Origin of the sequence: Sphingobacterium sp. UBA6317 (assembly GCF_002440385.1) — a bacterium.
Taxonomy (GTDB): domain Bacteria; phylum Bacteroidota; class Bacteroidia; order Sphingobacteriales; family Sphingobacteriaceae; genus Sphingobacterium; species Sphingobacterium multivorum.
The window spans coordinates 64,354-86,056 of the sequence record NZ_DJTD01000023.1 but is presented as its reverse complement, the minus strand read 5'-3'; the positions used below and the strand labels follow the sequence as shown (position 1 = coordinate 86,056).

General features: G+C 40.1%; 21 protein-coding genes and 1 tRNA gene. 14 read left to right on the top strand and 8 right to left on the bottom strand.

Going from position 1 to position 21,703, the window contains the following annotated elements:
- Window positions 1-166: 166 nt before the first annotated feature.
- The gene (locus B3E92_RS07110) at window positions 167-1,963 is read left to right on the top strand and encodes a beta-lactamase family protein (RefSeq protein WP_286895956.1); all 1,797 of its coding nucleotides are present in this window, start codon (window positions 167-169) and stop codon (window positions 1,961-1,963) included.
- Window positions 1,964-2,002: 39 nt separating this feature from the next.
- Entirely contained in the window at window positions 2,003-2,269 is a 267-nt protein-coding gene (locus B3E92_RS07105; RefSeq protein ID WP_046673356.1) for a hypothetical protein, read from the top strand.
- 80 nt (window positions 2,270-2,349) lie between these two features.
- On the opposite strand, the gene B3E92_RS07100 is transcribed toward B3E92_RS07105, so the two are convergent.
- Window positions 2,350-3,927: a Na+/H+ antiporter gene (locus B3E92_RS07100; protein ID WP_115048708.1), complete on the bottom strand. Its 1,578-nt coding sequence runs from the start codon at window positions 3,925-3,927 to the stop codon at window positions 2,350-2,352.
- A gap of 353 nt (window positions 3,928-4,280) precedes the next feature.
- Here B3E92_RS07100 and B3E92_RS07095 point away from each other — a divergent pair, with 353 nt between their 5' ends.
- Complete coding sequence (locus B3E92_RS07095; RefSeq protein WP_286895954.1) at window positions 4,281-4,544, top strand: helix-turn-helix transcriptional regulator; 264 nt, start codon at window positions 4,281-4,283, stop codon at window positions 4,542-4,544.
- Between the two features lie 49 nt (window positions 4,545-4,593).
- On the opposite strand, the gene B3E92_RS07090 is transcribed toward B3E92_RS07095, so the two are convergent.
- A complete protein-coding gene (locus B3E92_RS07090; RefSeq protein ID WP_046673359.1) occupies window positions 4,594-5,058 on the bottom strand; it encodes an Lrp/AsnC family transcriptional regulator in 465 nt (154 codons plus the stop codon).
- 192 nt (window positions 5,059-5,250) lie between these two features.
- Between B3E92_RS07090 and eat the strand changes: the two genes are divergently transcribed.
- The 9 genes from eat to B3E92_RS07045 all read left to right on the top strand — a co-directional run bounded on the left by eat (window position 5,251) and on the right by B3E92_RS07045 (window position 15,452).
- Window positions 5,251-6,573: an ethanolamine permease gene (gene eat, locus B3E92_RS07085; RefSeq protein WP_084823121.1), complete on the top strand. Its 1,323-nt coding sequence runs from the start codon at window positions 5,251-5,253 to the stop codon at window positions 6,571-6,573.
- Window positions 6,570-7,931 carry a glutamine synthetase family protein gene (locus tag B3E92_RS07080; RefSeq protein ID WP_286895953.1) on the top strand — a complete coding sequence of 454 codons (1,362 nt, stop codon included), beginning with the start codon at window positions 6,570-6,572 and terminating at the stop codon, window positions 7,929-7,931. The genes eat and B3E92_RS07080 overlap by 4 nt, the downstream gene beginning before the upstream one ends.
- Window positions 7,932-7,938: 7 nt before the next feature.
- On the top strand, window positions 7,939-9,096 hold the full coding sequence (locus tag B3E92_RS07075; protein WP_286895951.1) for an iron-containing alcohol dehydrogenase: 1,158 nt from the start codon (window positions 7,939-7,941) through the stop codon (window positions 9,094-9,096).
- Window positions 9,071-9,847: a gamma-glutamyl-gamma-aminobutyrate hydrolase family protein gene (locus B3E92_RS07070; protein WP_201303532.1), complete on the top strand. Its 777-nt coding sequence runs from the start codon at window positions 9,071-9,073 to the stop codon at window positions 9,845-9,847. The genes B3E92_RS07075 and B3E92_RS07070 overlap by 26 nt, the downstream gene beginning before the upstream one ends.
- Window positions 9,825-11,204: an aldehyde dehydrogenase family protein gene (locus tag B3E92_RS07065; RefSeq protein WP_286895950.1), complete on the top strand. Its 1,380-nt coding sequence runs from the start codon at window positions 9,825-9,827 to the stop codon at window positions 11,202-11,204. The genes B3E92_RS07070 and B3E92_RS07065 overlap by 23 nt, the downstream gene beginning before the upstream one ends.
- A 267-nt stretch (window positions 11,205-11,471) precedes the next feature.
- Window positions 11,472-11,960, top strand: coding sequence for an NUDIX hydrolase (locus B3E92_RS07060; protein ID WP_286895949.1), 489 nt, complete (start codon window positions 11,472-11,474; stop codon window positions 11,958-11,960).
- A 26-nt stretch (window positions 11,961-11,986) separates the two neighbouring features.
- Window positions 11,987-12,688 carry an HAD family hydrolase gene (locus tag B3E92_RS07055; RefSeq protein ID WP_115048702.1) on the top strand — a complete coding sequence of 234 codons (702 nt, stop codon included), beginning with the start codon at window positions 11,987-11,989 and terminating at the stop codon, window positions 12,686-12,688.
- Between the two features lie 112 nt (window positions 12,689-12,800).
- Window positions 12,801-14,051: an amidohydrolase gene (locus B3E92_RS07050; protein ID WP_286895948.1), complete on the top strand. Its 1,251-nt coding sequence runs from the start codon at window positions 12,801-12,803 to the stop codon at window positions 14,049-14,051.
- A 79-nt stretch (window positions 14,052-14,130) separates the two neighbouring features.
- Window positions 14,131-15,452 (top strand): IS3 family transposase gene (locus B3E92_RS07045; RefSeq protein ID WP_376781271.1). Its coding sequence is split into 2 segments (ribosomal slippage): window positions 14,131-14,410 and window positions 14,410-15,452, totalling 1,323 coding nucleotides; the frame shifts between segments, so codons are not numbered across the junction.
- A 116-nt stretch (window positions 15,453-15,568) separates the two neighbouring features.
- Here the strand turns inward: B3E92_RS07045 and B3E92_RS07040 are convergent.
- A tRNA-Ser gene (locus tag B3E92_RS07040) sits at window positions 15,569-15,656 on the bottom strand.
- A gap of 144 nt (window positions 15,657-15,800) precedes the next feature.
- On the opposite strand from B3E92_RS07040, the gene B3E92_RS07035 reads away from it, so the two are divergent.
- Together B3E92_RS07035 and B3E92_RS07030 are read left to right on the top strand one after the other, a co-directional pair.
- Window positions 15,801-16,271, top strand: a complete 471-nt coding sequence (locus B3E92_RS07035) for a 3-oxoacyl-ACP synthase (RefSeq protein ID WP_286843834.1) — start codon at window positions 15,801-15,803, stop codon at window positions 16,269-16,271.
- A 74-nt stretch (window positions 16,272-16,345) separates the two neighbouring features.
- On the top strand, window positions 16,346-16,858 hold the full coding sequence (locus B3E92_RS07030) for a BON domain-containing protein (RefSeq protein ID WP_286895947.1): 513 nt from the start codon (window positions 16,346-16,348) through the stop codon (window positions 16,856-16,858).
- Between the two features lie 76 nt (window positions 16,859-16,934).
- On the opposite strand, the gene B3E92_RS07025 is transcribed toward B3E92_RS07030, so the two are convergent.
- From B3E92_RS07025 to B3E92_RS07005, 5 genes are all read right to left on the bottom strand, one after another.
- A complete protein-coding gene (locus tag B3E92_RS07025) occupies window positions 16,935-17,660 on the bottom strand; it encodes a tRNA threonylcarbamoyladenosine dehydratase (RefSeq protein WP_286895946.1) in 726 nt (241 codons plus the stop codon).
- 78 nt (window positions 17,661-17,738) lie between these two features.
- Window positions 17,739-18,404: a TatD family hydrolase gene (locus B3E92_RS07020; protein ID WP_286895945.1), complete on the bottom strand. Its 666-nt coding sequence runs from the start codon at window positions 18,402-18,404 to the stop codon at window positions 17,739-17,741.
- Between the two features lie 61 nt (window positions 18,405-18,465).
- Window positions 18,466-19,752, bottom strand: a complete 1,287-nt coding sequence (locus B3E92_RS07015) for an anthranilate synthase component I family protein (protein WP_286895944.1) — start codon at window positions 19,750-19,752, stop codon at window positions 18,466-18,468.
- 3 nt (window positions 19,753-19,755) lie between these two features.
- Entirely contained in the window at window positions 19,756-21,033 is a 1,278-nt protein-coding gene (locus tag B3E92_RS07010) for an adenylosuccinate synthase (protein ID WP_070564133.1), read from the bottom strand.
- Window positions 21,034-21,160: 127 nt separating this feature from the next.
- Window positions 21,161-21,652: a Fur family transcriptional regulator gene (locus B3E92_RS07005; protein WP_046673375.1), complete on the bottom strand. Its 492-nt coding sequence runs from the start codon at window positions 21,650-21,652 to the stop codon at window positions 21,161-21,163.
- Between the last annotated feature and the right edge of the window lie 51 nt (window positions 21,653-21,703).

Sequence of the window (21,703 nt, the reverse complement as noted above, 5' to 3'; positions counted from 1 at the left end):
CCGAATACGATCAATTTATTTTGGAATATTATTGCATAAAATTGTTTTACAGTGATTTATGTTTTTGGCAATAAAATTGGCATCAGCTGTCAATGAAGAATTACAAAGAAGCCAGCAAGAGATAGGAGAGGCGCTTCGTATCATCACTTAAACGATCATAAATAAAATGAAAGCTTTACCAATTACTGGAATTTTTGCGATACTAGTGTCAACCGCATTTGCTCAAACGACCCCTCAAAAAATAAAGGAGATTTCTCATGTCGAATCCAGTCTCATACCGCCTGTTCGTTTTGAGGGTGAGCCGGCCTGGAATATTAAATCGCGCATGGAATTTTATCAGGTTCCAGGTGTAAGCATCGCCGTGATAAAAAACGCTGAAATATTATGGAGCAAAACGTATGGTTTTGCCGATCTCGATTCGAAAACACCAGTTAGGTCAAACACCTTATTTCAGGTGGCGTCCATGAGCAAGCCCGTAAGTGCATACGCTGCATTGAAGGAAGTGGAGCTTGGCAAGTTGGCATCCAATGCCGATGTGAATTTATACCTGAAATCCTGGAAAATACCCGAAAATAATTGGACCAGAGCGAAAAATGTTACACTCAAAAATATCATTAGCCACACTGCGGGACTTACTGTAAGTGGGTTCCCGGGCTATCGGACAACAGACCCAATTCCGACAGCGGTAGAAGTACTGAGTGGTCTAAAGCCTGCTAATACACCTATGGTGTATGTTGATAAACTTCCTGGCTTAAATTTTCGGTATTCAGGCGGTGGCTATACCGTACTTCAACAGATGCTCCTTGATATTGAAGGGAAAGATTATAGTAGCATCATGGAAGAAAAGGTACTCTCACCTTTGGGTATGAAAAATAGCACTTTTGCCCAGCCTCTTCCTGAGTTGAAAAAACAATTTGCGGCGACGGCTTATACTGTAGATGGTAAAAAAGTGGAAGGAAGATATCATGTCTACCCAGAGCAGGCGGCTGCTGGCTTGTGGTCAACAGCAGAAGATTACGCTAGATTCGTGATCGATATTCAACGGACCTTAAATGGCAAAAGTAATGCTGTTATTTCCAAGAAGACGGCCGAAGAATTCACAAGCCCCTATATTGAATCTATTATAGGATTAGGTGTCTTTCTGGAAGATTACGACGGTTCATCTTATTTTTGCCATGGTGGATGGAACGAAGGCTTTAGCTCCTATTTTGTTGGAAATAAAACAAGCGGTGATGGCGTAGTTATTCTTACAAATACAAACAAACCTGAATTTATCAACGAACTTGTCCGAGCGGTTGCATTAACCTATCAATGGCCCAATTACCTGGCCCCAATAAATAAAATTTTGCCGCTAAGTTCTCAAGAACTGAATGTCAATAGTGGACGTTATCGATCTGGCAAATACGGTGTTATAAGGGTCTATAGTCAGAGTGGCAAGCTTATGTCAGTCCAAAATCTAGACAAGCCTGTAGAGTTGGTTAAAGTGTCGGCAAATACTTTTGTTATGCGAGATCGAAACGTGAACGTAGTATTTTCAAAGGATACCAAAAGCGGTCAATATGAGCTTGTACAGGTTTTGCGTGATAAAAAGATTTATTCCAAAAATCCGAAAGTCGATGCAAATGACCGGACTCCACTAGAGCTTATTTTAGAAGGAAATTTCGAGGATGGATTAAAAGCTTTTCAAAAAGCAAAAGAACAGGATAGTGACGATGAGTTGCTTTCAGAAGGTTTCCTGAACGGTGCAGGTTATGAATTACTCAATCAGCATAAAATAAACCAAGCTATTGACATATTTAAGGTGAATACGGTGCTATATCCTAAAAGTGAAAATGTTTATGATAGTTTAGCGGAAGCCTACTTGAAATCTGGACAAATAGATAGTGCCAAGAAGAACTATCAAAAAGTTCGCGAAATTAATCCTAAAAACGAAAGAGTAAGTAAGATTTTAGAAACGTTATAACACAAATATAATGAGCCATATTTTTGTTAATTTGCGACCATGTCAAATCAAGCTAATAATTATCGATTGTTTTCCAAAGAAATTCTCTCACTTTGGAAGAGCCAGGATGTATCATATGTTAAAGTAGAAGAATTATCCATTGTTGAAGGAATCACTTTTTTTGAACTTATACCAGATTCCGAACTTTTGGATGAAGGTGGGGTAGAAACACTCTATGCCATAGATTCTGAAGATGTAGCGGATATGTTGGTGTTTAGCAAGTCTATTCGTTTTGTTGTTCACGACATTTATTTGGATGAAGACTAATAAATTAGTTATTTATGATCGACAATTCAATCTGCATTGTCGATCATAAATGTACGGCAGTAGGCTGAGCTAGGGATAAATTAGCTTCTCATATTCAACCTTTCTTCCTGAAGATCTAACAAACGAAGGTGTTTGCGGATGATCTCTTCGTCCAATAAAAGTTCTTCGCGGTTTTTATTGATAAGCCAAATACGCTGTGTTTCAAGGATATCGATATAGATTTTACGGTATTCGGCATAATTAATGATAATCTCGGAGCTCCGCAACTGATTCTCATACTTCTGTAGTTGATCCTTTAAGGTCGGAAAACTTTCAACTTTGTCCGCGTAATCATTACGAATCTTGTCAACGGCGACTTGAGCCAATCTATTCTGAATTTCATAATCGATCTCCTTTTCACTTCTTACAAAATCTCTATCTACTAATTTGATTTTTCTCAAGATAAAAGGGAGGGTCAACCCTTGAACAAGTAAGGTTAACAGAATCACAACAAATGTGATGAAAAGAATGAGATTCCTTTGAGGAAAAGGAGTTCCGTCGGCCAAAGTTAATGGGATAGATAGCGCTGCTGCCAAAGAAACGACGCCACGCATTCCAGTCCAGCCGATAATCATTGGAGTTTGCCAACCGGGCGATTGAGCGTCTGCAACCGTTATAAAATTTCTCATGATCAAGGTCGTAATTACTGCAGCATACCCTGCAAAAATTCGTACAAGAATAAGGACTATTGTAACGGCGACGCCATAGCCAATAGCAGTGGAGATATTGGTATCACCCAATCCAGATACAATTTCCGGTAAATCTAATCCGATAAGCATAAAGACAATGCCATTCAGCAGAAAGCAAAAGCTTTCCCATACGGTTACTGTCCGGATTCGAGATGCACTGCTCAAAAAATCGTGACTACGATACGAGAGAAATAAGCCGCCACTGACAACCGCAAGAACCCCAGAAGCATGAAGTTGTTCTGCGATCAAATACATCGAGAAAGGTGCAATAAAAGTTAGCAATATGTCTGTATTGGAATCGGTTGGTAAAAGTTTATGCATTTTCAGAAAAACATAGGCAATTGTAAGTCCGATTCCCACTCCGCCAATACACATCCAAATAAAGCTCCCGGCCGCTTGGTACCATACATACTGCCCAGTAGCAGCAGCAATCATTGCAAAGCGAAAAATTATTAGTGAGGAAGCATCATTCAACAAACTTTCACCTTCCAATATGGACGCCAGCCTTTTGGGTACCTTCACGAATTTTAAAATTGCACCGGCACTAACCGCATCAGGAGGGGAAACTATTCCGCCCAATAGAAAACCGAGAGCTAAGGAGAATCCCGGGATAAAATAGTTGGCAAAAACGGCAACGGACAATGCTGTAAAAAAGACCACAACAAAGGCAAAGCTGAAGATAATCCGGCGCCATCGCCAGAGTTCTTTCCAGGAAGTTGACCAAGCTGCCTCGTAAAGGAGCGGCGGTAAAAAAATAATGAATATCAATTCGGGTTCTATCTTAATAGGGGGAACTCCCGGGATAAAACTTATTACAAGTCCCGCTAATACGAGTAAAACAGGGTATGCAACCTGAATTTTTCTCGCCAGCATGATCAACATCGTAATTAGTAGGACTAAAAAAAGGTAAAACTCAAAATTCTCTAACATATGTAAATTTTAGGTATATAAATATAGATCAAATTTCTAGAAATATTTAAACTAGCTTGACGGTATTCATGGTGGTAGATCTTCCTAAATTAGTTAAAGTTTGTCTTTCTCATAACCCACGATCTAAAATATGGGATGGCATTATCATAAAGAAAGGTTCGTCTTTGAGGAGTTTTACTTAAAATATAGTTTCAATAACAGTATAGGACAATACTCTAGGAATAACAACCCGAAGTTGTTCGAATACAACGATAAGTAGCATAATTACAACTAGAGGTATTTCCCTTTTCGCGATAATTACAGATTAGCCTCAATATATTTGTAAAGTTGAACATCATCAATAAACAATAATTATGGATAACAAAACATTAGGTAATAATATTGCCAAAGTGCGGAAAGAGCGAAATATGTCGCAAGCACAGCTTGCTGAACTTTTATTCGTCAGCCCCCAAGCAGTTGGAAAATGGGAGCGGGGAGAGTCTTTACCAGACTTTTTAACACTACATAGACTTGCGGAAATATTCGCAGTCGATCTAAACTACTTCGCCGAAAATTCGAAAATAGGAGATAGCGTAGCAAGTCAAAAGGTGGTCATCAATTCCGGGAAATTAAATTAGGAGAGTCGTCAGCGCAGCATAGTAAAGCCAAAATATGCTAAACTAATTATCAAAGAAAGATTGGGAGACGGGTTGTATTCACGATTTCTTTCATGACAAAATAACTTTCCATATGTCTGATTCCCTTAATTGTTGCCAGTTTATTAAAATTGAATTCATGATAGTGATCAACATCCCTAACCATCACCTTTATTTGATAGTCAAATGCACCCGTTACGTGGAAACACTCGACTACCTCTGGAAATTTTTGTATCTCCTCCATAAATAACAAGGCACTTTCATTGGAATGTTTTTCCATACTGATGGATACAAGCACCATTAGATTAAGATCAAGTTTTCTTCTGTCCAGCAGAAAGACTTTCTGTTTGAGAACGGAGGTTGCTATTAACTTCTTAATACGTTCGTATACGGGAGTCATGGATAAATTAACACGGTCAGCTATTTCCTTGTTACTTATGTTCGCATCCTGTTGCAAAAGGTCCAGAAGCATGAGGTCTTTCTCATCCAATTTCATTATCGTAGTAAATTAAATCTAAAAAAACTATATCTATGACTGTAGTTAGATCGTAAACACTAGTAAATAAAATACAACCATATTATTTTACTAAAATAGCCATAATTACAGATATATAATACTATCATTTAAACTATATGTAGTAAATTTAAATTAATTAATTACTATCAATTTACCAACCTAAATAAAATTATGAGTGAGCCTCAATTAAAAAAAGTCCTTGGTCCGGTTATGTTATGGGGATTGGGTGTAGGCTATGTTATCTCGGGAATGTATTTTGGATGGAATCTCGGTTTGGCAGAAGGCGGCACATTGGGATTGGCCATTGCTACAGTGTTCGTTATTATCATGTACCTTACATTTACCTTCAGCTATACAGAGATGGCGTGTGCGATCCCTAAGGCTGGCGGAGCCTTTGAATATGCCAATCGAGGATTGGGCAAGCATTTGGGATTTGTCGCCGGTATTGCACAAAATATCGAGTTTGTTTTTGCTCCGCCTGCCATTGCTGCTGCTATAGGTGCTTATCTACATTTATTGCATCCTTCGGTTGACTATCTTATTTTTGCCATTGGGGCCTATGTGATTTTCACTTCAATGAATATACTGGGCGTAAAACTCGCTGCATCATTTGAATTGGTCGTAACTGTTCTTGCGGTTATCGAATTACTGATATTTGCCGGTGTTACATTTCCGGCTTTCGAATTTTCCAACCTTGAGCACAACGCATTGCCCAATGGCTTCTCGGGTATTTTTGCAGCTATTCCGTTTGCTATCTGGTTTTTTCTCGCTATTGAAGGTGTAGCGAATGTTGCTGAGGAAACGATCAATCCACAGAAAAATGTATTAATCGGCTTTGGATCGGCCATCGTAACTTTAGTTGTGCTTTGTATCATTACATTTTTGTCGGCGGTGGGTGTCGGCGGCTGGGAGGCTGTCGTTTATCCTGTCGGAAGCACTGAACCCTCCGATTCACCATTGCCACTTGCCATTGCACATGTCATTGACAATCGCCATATTCTCTATAAACTACTTATAGGCGTTGGTCTTTTGGGTCTTATAGCCTCATTTCATGGTATCATTCTCGCTGGTGGCAGAGCCACCTTTGAGTTTGGGAGAGTGGGGTATGCACCGTCGATTCTCGGAAAAGTGCATCAACGATTTAAGACTCCGGCCAATGCACTCTTAATTAATATGGCTATTGGCATCATAGCATTATTGACCGGGAAGACCGCAGGCATTATTACCATCGCATGTTTTGGGGCAATCTGTCTTTATATAATATCCATGTGGTCATTTTTTGCCTTGCGAAAAAAGGAACCCGATTTGGAACGCCCATTCAGAGTTCCTTTGTATCCGCTGTTTCCGGCAATTGCATTTATTATTGCTGTCGTGTGTCTCATTGCAATGATATATTATAACCCCTTGACAGCTCTATTATTCTTTGGGCTTGTCATCTTATCATACCTCTATTTCCTAATCTTCCTTGACAAGGACAAAACCATCAAATTATGATAACTAAAAATGAAATTATTGCCAAATTATCAGCAAGCACAAGTACGCACGTTAAAGTTGCCGTCGCTGATATAGACGGGGTGCTCCGTGGGAAATTTATGCATCGGGATAAGTTTATCTCTGCACTGGACAATGAATTTGGGTTTTGCTCGGTGGTGTTTGGATGGGATGTTAACGATCAGGTTTATGACAATGTGGAAATTACAGGCTGGCATACAGGATACGGCGATTTCCCGGCGCGTATTGATGGAAATACATTTCGACAGATTCCCTGGCAAGAAGATATTCCCTTTTTTCTAGCTGATTTTGAATCTCCGCTTTCTCGGGACCAAAATGTGTGCCCAAGATCACTCCTTAAAAACATAATTGCACAGGCGGAGACTGCCGGATTTAAACCAATTTTTTCACAGGAATTTGAATGGTTTAATTTCGTGAAAGCCGATAATGCCGCTCCCCAAAATAGTTTTAGAGATATGACACCGATAACATCTGGTATGTTTGGTTATTCCATCTTACGGATGTCTGACAATTACGGATTTTTTCAGGATCTTTTGGCTATGCTCGAAAGATTCGGTGTACCTCTTGAGGGGCTACATACGGAGACCGGGCCAGGTGTTCTGGAAGCTGCGATCCAATGTAGTGATGCTCTTGAAGCTGCAGATAGGGCTACGCTCTTTAAATCTGCGGTTAAGGACATCGGAAAAAAACATAATATCACGGCGAGTTTTATGGCGAAACAGACCAAGGACTTACCAGGCTGCAGCGGCCATGTGCATCAAAGTCTTTGGGATCTCAACAAACAGAACAACCTCTTTTATGATAAAGAAGATGAACTCGGAATGAGCCAGTTGATGAAGCATTTTCTTGCGGGGCAATTGTATTGTTTACCTGATATTCTACCGTTATTGGCGCCCACTGTTAACAGTTATAAAAGGCTGACTGAAGGAGCATGGGCACCGACAACCCTGACTTGGGGCATAGATAATCGTACCACAGCACTCCGCGTCATCGAAGGCGGCCCCAAAGCCACACGCATTGAACATCGTGTTGTCGGTTCAGATGTGAACCCTTATTTGGCAGTAGCAGCATGTTTGGCTAGCGGGTTGTATGGCATCAAGTATAAATTGCCATTGGATAATCGACATACTAGCGGTAATGGTTATAAAGATCTGCAACACGGCGTGTTACCAAGAAACCTCCACGATGCGACCGCTCGAATGGCGCAATCGCAAATAGCCTCCGAGCTATTTGGCCAAAAGTTTGTCGATCATTTTTGTAAATCACGGTTATGGGAATGGCGACAATTTTCTGAGCAGGTCACAGATTGGGAAACAAAAAGATATTTTGAAATTATTTAACTGAACAATGGATACAGCAAAAATTTACGGTTTTAATTTTCCGACACCGATCCGTTTCGGTGCTGGAGTGATCGACGAGCTACCAGACTATTTATTGACCAATGGACTTAATCGCCCTTTACTGGTAACGGATCCGACTATCGCCCAACTACCATTTTTTAAGGGAGTCCAACAAAAGCTGACGAACAAAGGGATCGACGTTATTGTCTTTCATGATTTGCATAAAAATCCAGTAAAATCTGATGTCCTCTTGGGAGGAGATGTCTTTAGAAGGCAAAATAGAGATTCAATTATTGGCGTTGGCGGTGGAGCAGCACTCGACGTAGCACGGGCAATTGCCTTGCGCGCAAATCATCATCGTGATTTATTTGATTACGACGATCTGATCGGTGGCGATATCTATGTGACCAACGAGATACCACCATTGATTACTGTACCTACGACCGCCGGGACTGGGAGTGAGGTGGGGCGTAGTGCTATTATTTCAGAAGATGAAACCAAGAAAAAACGAATTCTGTTTAGTCCCAGATTGATGGCAAAAATTGTATTTGCCGATCCTTTGCTTACAATGGATCTGCCACCGTTTATTACGGCAGCAACGGGAATGGACGCACTTACCCACAATATGGAAGCCTATTTGGCCAAAGGGTATCATCCGATGTGTGATGGTATAGCGCTTGAAGGAATGGCCATGGTGGCGACGTCTATTGAGTGTGCTACGAAAGAATCAGACTTGCTATCCCGCTCTAAAATGCTTTTGGCATCATTGATGGGAGCTGTTGCTTTTCAGAAGGGACTAGGAGTCGTTCATAGTTTAGCGCATCCGCTGTCCTCGCTCCTTGATACCCATCATGGACTGGCCAACGCGGTAAATCTTCCCTATGGCATGCAGTTTAATTATGTCGGTTTTGAAGATCGTTTCGATAAGATGGCCATGGCTTTAGGGCTCGGTAGTCATGCTGGAGACAGGGTTGTAGACTATCTGTTTGACCTCAATGTACGTTTGGGACTGCCTACACAATTATCTGCGATAGGCGTGCAAAAGGAACATCTGCAACCGTTATCAGAACTGGCGTTTGCAGATTTCTGTCACCCATCAAACCCCAAGCCCGTTAGCAAAGCAGATTTTCTTGCAATTTATGAAACCGCTTACGAAGGAAAATAATATGTTAAAAATCGGTATTAGTGCGTGTTTTTTTTATCCAGACCCCGAGAGGACGGTCTTTGGACACAAATCACTGAGCTATATGGAAAATGATATGGTTCGATGGATAACTAAAAAAGGCGTTCTTCCTATATTATTGCCGGATCTTGAAGAATCATTATTAGCGGACATCTTACACCAGATGGATGGCATAGTTCTTCAAGGTGGAAGCGATATAGCACCCCAGCATTATGGAGAAGAGCCTATCGGACCCTGGAAGGGAGACCCTTATCGGGATCAATATGAGCTAAAGATATTGGATTATGCCATCAGAAATCATAAGCCAGTCTTAGGTATCTGTCGGGGATTTCAGTTAATGAACGTCTATTTTGGAGGCACAATGTATCAGGATATCGGTAGTCAGCTTCCTCAGTCGGCTGTACATCGTTCAGCAAGTCTATACGACACCATCAATCATCCCGTACATATAGAACCAGGAACACTTTTCGACAGACTATATGGCCATGTTGCCAATCCCTTGGTCAACACTGTACATCATCAGGCTATTAAAGATCTTGGCCGTGATCTCGAAGTCTTTGCGCGCTCGGAAGACGGATTTATCGAAGCATTTGGTTATACCAAAGAAGCGGCCGGGAAAGTGATGGGTGTACAATGGCATCCCGAATTTTCCCAAACACAGAAGGGAATACTTTTAGATGAAAATTTAATTCTTAATGTTTTTATCGAACATGCAAGACAACATAGAAATTAGAAATCCTGCAACCGGTGCTGTAGTAGCAACGTTGCCTTCAACCACAACAGTTGAATTGGAAAATACACTCTCCTTACTAAAACAGGGACAGCAAAAATGGGCCAACGTTCCTTTGAAGGATCGTTTGGCGTGCATCATACAATTTGGGGAGCTGATCTTGGCGAATAAACAGGAACTTGCGGAGATCCTTACCAAGGAGACGGGCAAACCCATCACACAATCGCTTAATGAAATTAACGGAGCACAAAACCGTATTGAGCATCTTCGAAAAAATGCTGAAAGATGGCTTTCAGAAGAAATTATTGTAAATGAGGGGGCTACACTAGAACATATTCGCTATGAACCACTTGGTGTCATTGCCAATATTTCTGCATGGAATTTCCCTTATAATGTGGGCTTTAATATTTTTCTGTACGCCTTGGTTGCGGGCAATGCCGTGCTCTATAAACCTTCTGAATTTGCTACGCTGACCGGATTGCAGTTTGCAAAATACCTTTATGAAGCCGGTATACCTGATGATGTATTTCACTGTGTTGTTGGAGATGGGAGGATTGGCGAGCATATCTTATCATTGCCATTGGATGGCTATTTCTTTACTGGATCCTATAAAACTGGAGTACATATTGCTAGGGCCGTAGCGCATAAATTAGTTCCAGTCCAGCTTGAGCTAGGCGGAAAGGATCCCCTATACGTAACAGAAGATGTGAAAGACATAAAACAGGCGGCGGTGTCGGCAGCCGAAGGCGCTTTCTACAACAATGGGCAGAGCTGTTGTGCGGTTGAACGTATCTATGTTTCAGAACAGATATACGATGAGTTTGTCGAGGCATTTATTGAGGAGGTAGCTTCCTATCAGGTTGGCGATCCATGCGCTGGAGACACATTTATCGGTCCTTTAACGAGGTCTGCTCAGCTGGACGTCCTTGAAGATCAAGTGAAAGATGCCCTTGAAAAGGGAGCAACACTACGGTTGGGCGGACATGTATTAGAAGGTAAGGGATATTATTATGCTCCCACAGTATTTGAGCACTGTAATCACAACATGCTACTTATGCGTGAAGAGACTTTTGGTCCGTTGATAGGTATACAAAAGGTCACTTCAGACGAAGAGGCAATTACGTTGATGCAGGATACGACCTATGGCCTTACTGCAGCGGTGTTTTCGTCCGATCAGGATAGAGCAATGAATATCCTTAGCAAAATGGATACAGGAACGGTATATTGGAACTGCTGTGATAGGGTAAGCCCTAATGTGCCTTGGTCCGGAAGACGAAATTCTGGCTTAGGTTCGACCTTATCGGCTCAAGGTATACGAGCATTTGTTCAGCCTAAAGCCTATCATTTAAGACCCGCATAATTTAATGTTTAATTCTATGGATATAGCCCATTATGCCGATCGTTCATTGGATAATGGGCTTTCCCTCAAAAATAAATTTCGGTACCCCATGAGAGTGAGTGCGTAAAGATTATGGGGTCCGCTTCATGGAAAAGTGATCGCCAAGGTGACTTATGCCGATGCAATAGATATGCAAGTCCTTACTGAGGAGAGATAGACTGAATGAATTCGCTAAAATACTTGAGGACTCTCGCAACATTTTCTATTTTTGTTACAAACAGAAAAGAAATGAGCACTGAAGTGACAGGTTTGAAGCGTGTAGCCACACTATGTATATTAAGAAATAAAGATAAGTTTCTATTGTTAAAGCGCCTTAAAGAACCCAATAAAGATATGTATGTTCCCGTTGGTGGGAAATTAGACCCATTTGAAAACCCGGATGATGCGGTAGTTCGTGAAGTCATGGAAGAAACAGGGATCCATATCACGTCAAAACAATTTTGTGGCATGTTAACCGAAACATCACCGATCAATTACAATTGGATCAGCTATGTATATGTATCCGATATCGAATATGTAGAGGCCCCCTATTGTAATGAGGGTGACCTCGAATGGATCGCTGCAGACGAACTGGAATCTATTCCGACCCCTTTAACCGATCTTTATATTTATGATTATGTGGCTAAGGTAAAACTGTTTGCTTTTAATGCCGTATATGATTCAGACCTAAACTTGACCGGGTTATGGGAACAATATAATGGCATCAAGATCAAGTAAACTACTTAAATTGAATTAAAATTAGAATGATTATCAATAAAACTGCCATTAAAGTCATCGCATTCGATGCAGATGATACATTATGGGTAAACGAACCATATTTTCAAAAAGCAGAACATGATTTTTGTGCGCTGTTAGAAAATTATCTTCCACAGCATGCAGTATCAAAAGAATTATTTGAAACAGAAATGAATAACCTGTCCCTCTATGGGTATGGTGTGAAAGGCTTTATTCTTTGTATGATAGAGACTGCCAGCCGTATTTCGGCAGGACAGTTATCGCTGAAGACAATAAACAAAATCATAGCGATTGGACAAGATTTATTAAAGATGCCGATTGAATTATTGGAAGGTGTTGAAGATACGTTGGTAAGGCTGAGTGCACATTATAAGCTAATCGTAGCCACAAAAGGCGACCTTTTGGATCAGGAAAGAAAGCTGAAAAATTCGGGTCTCCAAAAGTACTTCCATCATGTGGAAATTATGAGTAACAAGAAAAATGACGATTACTCAAAATTATTAAGAAAAATTGAATGCCCCGCTGAAAATTTTATCATGATCGGAAATTCAATCAACTCCGATGTTCTGCCTGTTTTGGCATTGGGGGGACAGGCAATACATGTCCCTTACCATGTGACTTGGACACATGAGCAAGCTTGTGATGACGTTAAACCAAGCAATTTCCTGCAGGTAGAAAGTCTAGATCAACTGTTACCGATTCTGCTTTAATCGAAAATGCGCATCTAGATGCGCATTTCTTCTACCGGCTGTTACCCAGCAAAGAGCTGCGAAACAATTAACTGTTTTCTGTTGTTATTCATCAGTACAGTTAACCTCTCACATGGCAATTATTACAAAATATCTATTTTTCCTTTTACCCTTTTTTATTTTAAGCTGTAAGAGCAGTCAGCAAAAAGGGGATACGTTCTATTTTGGTGGAAATATTATTACGATGGAAGATGATTTTCCCCAGGTAGATGCGTTAGTAGTAAAAGGCGGGAAAATTCTTTTCGTCGGTAGCCGGAAAGAAGCGGCCCCCTATGTAGGAGAAAACACGAAACAGATCGATTTAAAGGGAAAAACTTTACTGCCTGGCTTTATTGATGCCCATGGCCATATCACTTCAAGAGCAGGAATGCAACAGGCAATAGATTTATCGCCCAGTCCCTATGGTACCGTTAATTCAATACCAGATCTTCAAAAGACTATATTATCAGTTATTAAGCGAACAAAATTAGGCGCGTCTGTTCCTGTATTAGGAAATGGTTACGATGATGCTATCATGCGTGAGCATCGCCATCCGACTCGTCAGGAATTGGATGCGATCAGTACGACAAATCCGATTATTGTCATTCATGCTTCTGGTCATGCAAGTGTTGCCAATAGTGCGATGTTGAAGTTATTAGGTATTGCCGAAAATGTAAAAGACCCGGAAGGGGGGCATTACGGCCGAAGCCCTGATAATCGACTAAACGGTAAGCTAGAAGAAAATGCCTCTTTTGCCGCACTGGTGAAGTTGACGAATATGATTCCCAGGCCTCAACAGGCTAAAAACGAACTACCCCAAACTCTAAAAGATTTTGTCAAAGCGCAAGACGAATGGCTTAGTTATGGGCAGACAACCATCTGTGACGGACGTTCGATGGGAGTGGGGGTTGGCCTGTTGAAGGAAGCAGCTTCGAAAAATCTTTTAAAGGCAGATGTGGTTTATTTTCCGGATTTTGAAGCAAACAAAGCCGAATGGAAATCCTTTAAACCCAATTACATGAAATACGAAAAGCGTTTGAAATTTGGTGGATTTAAATTTTCGGATGATGGTTCGCCTCAGGGGAAGACAGCCTGGTTGACAGAACCATACCTAGTTCCACCAGAAGGTCAATCGGCAGATTACAAAGGCTTTCCAATCTTTTCGGACCAGACCCTCTACAATGATTTAAAGACAGTGTTTTCAAATCATATTACGGCACAACTACATGTTAATGGCGATGCGGCTATTGATCAGGCACTTCGTGTGATCGGCAGATTGAAAGCCGAAGGAATTTATAAGCCCGAGCTTGTAAATCGTCAGCATAATTTGGACACGATTGTTTAAAAACTAAGAGAGTGTTTTCCTAAAAAGATTTAACTTTAATGATCATGGGAAGACCAAAAAAACAACCCCCGAAAACTTCATCAAGAATGTACGTCGCAGTACCCGAAGAATCTTCACCGCAGAGCAGAAAATTCTGATCGTGATGGAAGCTTTACGCGCAGAAAACTCTATTGCCGAGATCTGTCGTAATCACAGCATTAACGAGTCTCAGTTCTACAAATGGAACAAGGAGTTTTTAGAGGCGGGAAAAAAGCGACTTGAAGGCGATGTTACCCGTGAGGCAACATCAGATGAGGTGGCCGAACTCCGAAAAGAAAATGCCCGGCTCAAAGAAATGGTTGCCGATCTGGTACTACGTTACGATATCGTAAAAAAAAGCTTGGATCTGCTGGATTAACGGATAAATACAAAAAGCATATGCGATTATCAGCAGGAGAAAAAATGGAGATTATTCAGACGGTTACCCGATCGGAGATTGGTGTGAAGCGTACTTTAAATGAATTCGGGATTCCTAAAAGTACATTTTACAGCTGGTATGATCGGTACCTAACAGACGGTTATGAGGGGTTAGAGCTGAAAAACAGAGACTCCAGACAACAGTGGAACAGTATTCCAGATCAGGTTAAAGAATTTGTTGTCGAGGTTGCCCTGGATAAGGTCGATCTGTCAGCACGCGAGCTAGCACATCACATTACAGATGAGCACCAGATTTTTATTTCAGAATCTTCAGTCTATCGAATCCTTAAAAACAAGGGACTGATCAGTGCGCCAAGCCATATTTTGATCAGTGCATCCGATGAGTTCAAGGATAAGACCAGTTTTGTGCATGAAATGTGGCAGACAGATTTTACCTATTTCAGGATAAAAGGTTGGGGAGATTATTATTTGAGCACCATATTGGACGACTACAGCCGATACATTGTCCATTGGGAGCTTTGCACATCTATGAAGCATGAAGATGTGATACGTAATGTGGATAAGGCGATAGAAAAGGCTAAGTTAAAAACGAAGGCTAAACCTAAGTTACTGTCCGACAATGGATCATGTTATATCTCTAAGGAACTCGGGAAATACCTGACCGAAGAACTGGAAATGAAACAGGTGCATGGCAGACCGGCACATCCACAGACCCAGGGAAAAATCGAAAGATATCACAGGACAATGAAAAATGTGGTCAAATTGAACAATTATTATTCACCAGAAGAGCTAAAAGAATCGCTAGAAGAGTTTGTAAATAAATATAATAACGAACGCTATCATGAGTCTTTAAAAAACCTGACACCAGCTGATGTATATTATGGTCGTGGAGAACTCATATTAAAACAAAGAGAAAGCCTAAAAAAACTGGCCATTAATAACAGAAAAACAGAATATTTAAAACAAAAATTAATAGCTTTATAATCAGAAAACACTCCTTAGACATTTGTCCAAATTAGTTTGAAGACATACATTTTTGGGTAAAACGCGGCTTAAATGCATTAAAAAGGCCTTATCCTATGATAAAGCCTTTTACTAAGCGGAAAGGGAGGGATTCGAACCCTCGATACAGTCATCCCGTATACAGTCTTTCCAGGACTGCTCATTCGACCACTCTGACACCTTTCCGTGTTTCAGTGCACAAATGTAGTAATTTTTTAATTTATTGCAACCTTATTCGTATTATTTACCATCCAATTTATTATATTCTATTGAGCCTAAGCCTATTGTTTTTATTTTTTAATGAATAAAACTTATTCCTTATTTTTCGGAATGACAAATAATTATTTCGACATAAAAGGGGAGGTCCTTGAGATAGCGCTAAAACGCACCAAGGAACGAATTACAATGATAGAATCTGCTTTGGAAACCGCACGGGATTCAAGTAATGACGATACAAAAAGTAGTGCTGGAGACAAATATGAGACGTCACGTGAAATGATCCAACAGGACATTAATCGCTACCAGAAACAACTCGTGGAAGCCAATAAAGATCTGCAGCAACTGATCAGTATAGAATCATTATCAAATGATGTAATTGATGTCGTCAGATTAGGAACACTTGTTCAAACCAATGTTGGACTATATTTGATCGCCACAAGTATCGGAGCTGTAAAAATAGGGACCAATAATATCTTCGTTATCTCGCCTGCATCTCCAATTGGACAACTACTTATCGGGAAAAAAATAGGTGATAGTTTTGTTTTTAATAACGTTAATCAAAAAGTTATTGCAATTTACTAGGTGATGAAAATACCGAAAAATTAAACAATATGCCGATGCATCTGTTCTTATTTAGTACAGAAACAAAGAATGACATGAAATTCAATAGTTTACTTTTAATCTTCTTGCTTGGTGCTGCACTATTTATTCACTCTTGTAGATCGCCCGAGTCGGACGAAAAACTAAGATCAAGAATCGAAACAGCGTTGGAAACTACTGCGGGCATCGGAGTCGATGTCGAAGAGGGTAATGTAACCTTGAATGGACAAATAGGTTCAGACTCTCTCAAGCAGGACATAGAAAACAAAACAAAGCTAGCCGGAGGAGAGGATATCAAATCCATTCACAACAATATTGTCGTAAATCTTCCTGAACCAGAAGATGCCCGTGAAAAATATCATGAAATTTTGGGCGGCGCGATAGATTCTACCTTAACACGAGATGTTAACCTTGTTCTGGAAGATTTTCCGACCATTACAGCACAGGTTAAAGAAGGGATTATAATTGCAACGGGTAATCTTGAAAAATCAAAAATAGATACACTCAAGAAACGATTGGAACATATCAAGCCCAAAGGTATTGATATAAAAGGGGTCACAAGCCGATAGCCTAAGAAAAAAAGAAGCTACCGTCAATTGGCAGGCAGCTTCTTTCATTTCTTCATATGTTTATTTAATACCTAAGTTAAGCATTTTCTATTAAATCTCGTATAGCAACAGAAGCTATTGCCCCACCAAAAACCGCTGGTAGATAGGACATGGTGCCATAAGCGGACTTTTTAAAATTACTCCCATCGGTATACAATAATGAATCCTTGTTTGGAAGTTCGGTTGAAAATGCCACTTTCACTCCATCACGTATACCATGTTTGCGCAATTTCTTACGGATATGTTGGGCCAACTTACAATTATAAGATTTACCGATATCAGCAATTTTTATTTTTGTCGGATCCACTTTGCCACCGGCACCCATTGAACTTACAAATGGTATATTGGCTTCTAACGCCCTCCGAATGAAAAATAGTTTCGGTGTAATACTATCAATGGCTTCCACACAATAATCTGGCGCCAAATCTAATAAAGCGGGTATCTTTTCTGGAATGATAAAATCTTGTATTACGGTTAAATCCAATTCAGGATTAATGGCCAACAATCTTTCCCGCATAATTTCAGCTTTTGCTTCACCATGATTAGTTGCCAAGGCAGGCAATTGTCTATTACGGTTAGACGGATCCACTGTGTCTCCATCGATAATGGTCATTTTCCCAACTCCCGCTCGGCATATAAATTCCGCAGCAAAGGATCCAACACCACCTAATCCCAAAACCATCACATGTGAATTTGCCAATTTTTCAACCGCTGATCGACCTATCAATGCTTCGGTACGTGACAGCCAACTTAAATCTTTCATCTATCTAAATTTGTTTTTTTATATTTTCATGAAACCTTATAGCTATCCGACAACGTGAATAAACAGACTATGATGGCCTCACTTATTAAATACTTTCTTATAATTTTGGTATAAAGCCCGCTTTAGCTCCTCCAACTCGATCGATCTGATCCGAGCTACGTATTGATAAAGCGTAGTAATTTCTACGGTCGTATCTGTATCCGTTTCTAGAAACAATTGACTGAGTGAAATATTTTCCAAAAGCTCGTCTTGACTTCCATTTAAACAATGTCCACCTATTGAAAGATAGTACCCCTGATCAATTAATTGCCGAGCTAGTGTCCAATTTTTCCGATAGCCATGGAAAACAACAGCTTCGTTAAAATTCACTTTTTTTAAACAACTGACAATCTCCTGAAAAGCTCGAACACAATGAATAATCAACGGTTTTCGATAAACTTGAGCCAGTTGAACCTGTCGATAAAAGACCTGAAGCTGCTGGATGAGGGGAATAGCAATATTTTTATCCAAACCGCATTCGCCTATCGCCAAAACTTGAGCCTGTTTTAATCCTCCTTTCATTAAGGCTAAAGCAAGTTCAGAATTCCCGTCTATATACCATGGATGTAACCCTATGGAGCAATCTGTTTCAGTGATTTCTTCAGCATGATTCAATGCGATATTCTTCACCGAGAGAATCGCGCGCTCTTTGATCGGATAATTCCGATGAGTATGTAGATCGATATAAGGAACTTGTGGTACCAATGGGACAAAGGTCGAAAAAATACTTGAAGCAAAAAATATTCTCTACAAAATTAGTATAGTTTTATTCTTCCAATCTTGCATCTAGGGCTTCAAGGATGGCTGAAGCTTTCAAAAGGCATTCTTGATACTCCTGATCTGCAGCTGCCTGATTGGTGACCGCCCCTCCAGTATGAAAGGAAAGGTACCGTTTTTGTTTATTATACAGCAGTGAGCGGATGACTACATTAAAATCGAACTCATCATGTACAGTGTCAAAGTATCCGATAGACCCTGCATAGATACCTCTCTTTCGAGCTTCAAGCTGATCGCAAATTTGCATAGCTGCAATTTTAGGAGCACCTGTCATCGAACCTGCAGGAAAGGTATTTCTAAATACATCCACATTGGCGACTTCTGGGTCTTGCATGCAGGTAATGGTAGAAATCATTTGATGCACTTGTTCGAAGGATTGAATCTCAAAAAGGCGAGTAGCCTCAACTGTTCCAGGAAGAGCACTTCGTGTCAAGTCATTACGCACCAAATCAACGATCATCACATTTTCCGCAATCTCCTTTTTTGACCTCAACATATCAGCTATAATCTGTCGGTCCTCTTCCGGGCTTGTTCCTCTTCTAGCTGTCCCTTTAATCGGTTGAGAAATCAGCTTTCCCTGCCTTTTCGCTAAAAATCGCTCCGGAGAAGCACACATGATAAAATGATGTCCTACTCTGAAGAATGAACTAAATGGGGTAGGTGATAGGCTATTTAATTGATGATAAACTTCGAGCGGCGAGATGTCGACGTTCTCCGCATAAAATTCCTGACAAAGGTTAACTTCATAAATGTCTCCACGTTGAATATGCGCTTGCACGTCTTCAAATGCTTTAACGTATTCACTTTTTGTCCAACGCGATTGTACTTGCACTACGATTGGAGCTGCTAAAGGAATCTTCGTATCGGAAATAGCTTGATAGATTTTAACTGGATCTTCAGCCTCTATATGCACTTGATTTGCCGTCCATCGGAGCGTAATCGCTGGCACGAAGAAATAAGTTTCCGAAAATTCGAGCTGATCCTTTCCCGTTGTCTGTAATTCCTCTATCTCATTCTTGAGGTCGTAGGATAGAAATCCAGGGATAAACTGAGATTGATGTAAATTCAAAAATGTATCGAGCTGATCAAATACATTTTCATTTGCACGGAAGGAGAATAATGCCTTGACAGCCAAAACTTGCTCATATCTTCCCCATTGATCGGACATCCCATTACTATTAAAGAAAGAAATTTCATCAAATTGCCCCGACCAATGCAGGGCTTTTTGATGAAATTTATCTTTAGAATCGAGAAGATCAAAACTTTCGATCCGCATAGTTTATTTTGATAAGGCTAATGTTTGTTTACGATCAGGACCTACCGATAGGATTGTGATAGGTACTTCAAGAGCTTTCTCTAAATAAGAAATGTAATTTTTTAATGCTTCAGGTATCTCCTGTTCAGACGTTATACCAGTCAAATCTTGTTTCCACCCATCAATTTCTTCCAAGATAGGTTCGGCTTGATGTGTGATGATTTCATAAGGCATATAATCAATAACTTCACCATTATATTTATAATGTGTACATGCATAGATTTTGTCGAAGGTATCCAAAACGTCGGCCTTCATCATAATCAAGTCTGTTACGCCATTAAGCATAATAGCATATTTCAAGGCAGGAATATCAATCCAACCTGTACGGCGAGCACGACCAGTAGTTGCTCCAAATTCATGACCTAATTGACGTAATTTTTCGCCAGTTTCATCGTGAAGTTCAGTAGGGAAGGGACCACCACCTACACGAGTCGCATAAGCTTTAAAGATACCATATACCTTGCCGATTTTATTTGGCGCAATACCTAGGCCTGTACAAGCTCCGGCTGTTGTGGTATTCGATGAAGTTACAAATGGATAAGAACCAAAATCAACATCCAACAGCGTACCTTGCGCGCCCTCAGCCAACACACGTTTGCCTTCTTTCAGATATTGATTCACCAAATGCTCTGAATCCACATGTGGGATAGATTTAATGAATTCGATAGCATCTAAAAATGCCTTCTCTTTTTCACTGAAATCAGGTATCTCACCATAGTGCGAAAGAATGCTTAGGTGTTTTTCTTTCAACTTTTGGTAACGCTCTTGAAAATCCGGAAGTGTCGTATCACCTACACGTAAACCATTTCTACCGGTTTTATCCATGTAAGTTGGACCGATACCTTTCAAAGTGGATCCAATTTTTCCTGCACCCATTTTTGATTCTGAGGCAGCATCCAATAATTGGTGTGTAGGCAGAATAAGGTGTGCTTTTCGCGCTAAAACTAAATTGCCTTTACCCACCGGATCAAAACCAGCTGTCTTCAGGTTGTCTAACTCTCTTTTTAAGATAATCGGATCGATAACGACACCATTACCAATAAGATTTAGTGTACCTTCATTGAAGATACCAGATGGAATTGTGTTGAGTACGAATTTTTTGTTATCGAATTCCAACGTGTGTCCGGCGTTAGGGCCGCCTTGGAAACGAGCGATTAAATCGTATTTTGGACAAAATACGTCTACGATTTTACCTTTACCCTCGTCACCCCATTGTAAGCCCAAAAGCACATCAACTTGCATAGCTTTTAAAGTATAGTAATTAAAATGTTATTAATAAAAATAGACTCTATTTAAAAATAAAATGTTCAGGAATTTTCCCCTGAACATTCCTGAACAAATGTACTATTATATTTAAGAAAATATAAGATTAATTTGAAATAGCTTCGTGAGCGACGGTCTCTTCTTTTTTGTTCTTAAGTTGACAGTCTTGACATACACCATACAAATTGAGTGAGTGGTGCTTAATATCAAATTTTAAAAGATCTCCCATGAGACTCTGAATTTGGTTGATACGTGGATCACAGAATTCAACAACCTTATTACATTCAATACAGATCACATGATCGTGTTGTTTGAACCCATATGACTTCTCAAATTGTGCCATGTTCCTTCCAAACTGGTGTTTTGTAACCAAGTCACAAGAGACCAAAAGTTCTAGAGTATTATAAACTGTAGCACGACTGACACGATATTTCTTGTTCTTCATATGGATATACAAAGACTCTACATCAAAGTGATCAGTACGGGAATAAATCTCTTCCAAAATCGCATAGCGCTCTGGTGTTTTTCTTAGATTTTTATTTTCTAAGTAGGCTTCAAAGATTTTTTTTACAGTTGCAAAATTTTCAGCTTGATTCATAGTAAAAATATTCTTGTACAAATTTACCAATTAAGATTGATATTTCCTCTA

Excerpts from the sequence above, each read along its gene's own strand:
- B3E92_RS07015 (WP_286895944.1), bottom strand. The coding sequence starts at position 19,752 with ATGCGGATCGAAAGTTTTGATCTTCTCGATTCTAAAGATAAATTTCAT.
- B3E92_RS07080 (WP_286895953.1), top strand. The coding sequence starts at position 6,570 with ATGATAACTAAAAATGAAATTATTGCCAAATTATCAGCAAGCACAAGT.
- B3E92_RS07035 (WP_286843834.1), top strand. The coding sequence starts at position 15,801 with ATGACAAATAATTATTTCGACATAAAAGGGGAGGTCCTTGAGATAGCG.
- B3E92_RS07060 (WP_286895949.1), top strand. The coding sequence starts at position 11,472 with ATGAGCACTGAAGTGACAGGTTTGAAGCGTGTAGCCACACTATGTATA.
- B3E92_RS07105 (WP_046673356.1), top strand. The coding sequence starts at position 2,003 with ATGTCAAATCAAGCTAATAATTATCGATTGTTTTCCAAAGAAATTCTC.
- eat (WP_084823121.1), top strand. The coding sequence starts at position 5,251 with ATGAGTGAGCCTCAATTAAAAAAAGTCCTTGGTCCGGTTATGTTATGG.
- B3E92_RS07050 (WP_286895948.1), top strand. The coding sequence starts at position 12,801 with ATGGCAATTATTACAAAATATCTATTTTTCCTTTTACCCTTTTTTATT.
- B3E92_RS07055 (WP_115048702.1), top strand. The coding sequence starts at position 11,987 with ATGATTATCAATAAAACTGCCATTAAAGTCATCGCATTCGATGCAGAT.
- B3E92_RS07095 (WP_286895954.1), top strand. The coding sequence starts at position 4,281 with ATGGATAACAAAACATTAGGTAATAATATTGCCAAAGTGCGGAAAGAG.
- B3E92_RS07090 (WP_046673359.1), bottom strand. The coding sequence starts at position 5,058 with ATGAAATTGGATGAGAAAGACCTCATGCTTCTGGACCTTTTGCAACAG.
- B3E92_RS07110 (WP_286895956.1), top strand. The coding sequence starts at position 167 with ATGAAAGCTTTACCAATTACTGGAATTTTTGCGATACTAGTGTCAACC.
- B3E92_RS07065 (WP_286895950.1), top strand. The coding sequence starts at position 9,825 with ATGCAAGACAACATAGAAATTAGAAATCCTGCAACCGGTGCTGTAGTA.
- B3E92_RS07070 (WP_201303532.1), top strand. The coding sequence starts at position 9,071 with ATGAAACCGCTTACGAAGGAAAATAATATGTTAAAAATCGGTATTAGT.
- B3E92_RS07005 (WP_046673375.1), bottom strand. The coding sequence starts at position 21,652 with ATGAATCAAGCTGAAAATTTTGCAACTGTAAAAAAAATCTTTGAAGCC.
- B3E92_RS07100 (WP_115048708.1), bottom strand. The coding sequence starts at position 3,927 with ATGTTAGAGAATTTTGAGTTTTACCTTTTTTTAGTCCTACTAATTACG.
- B3E92_RS07030 (WP_286895947.1), top strand. The coding sequence starts at position 16,346 with ATGAAATTCAATAGTTTACTTTTAATCTTCTTGCTTGGTGCTGCACTA.
- B3E92_RS07010 (WP_070564133.1), bottom strand. The coding sequence starts at position 21,033 with ATGCAAGTTGATGTGCTTTTGGGCTTACAATGGGGTGACGAGGGTAAA.
- B3E92_RS07025 (WP_286895946.1), bottom strand. The coding sequence starts at position 17,660 with ATGAAAGATTTAAGTTGGCTGTCACGTACCGAAGCATTGATAGGTCGA.
- B3E92_RS07075 (WP_286895951.1), top strand. The coding sequence starts at position 7,939 with ATGGATACAGCAAAAATTTACGGTTTTAATTTTCCGACACCGATCCGT.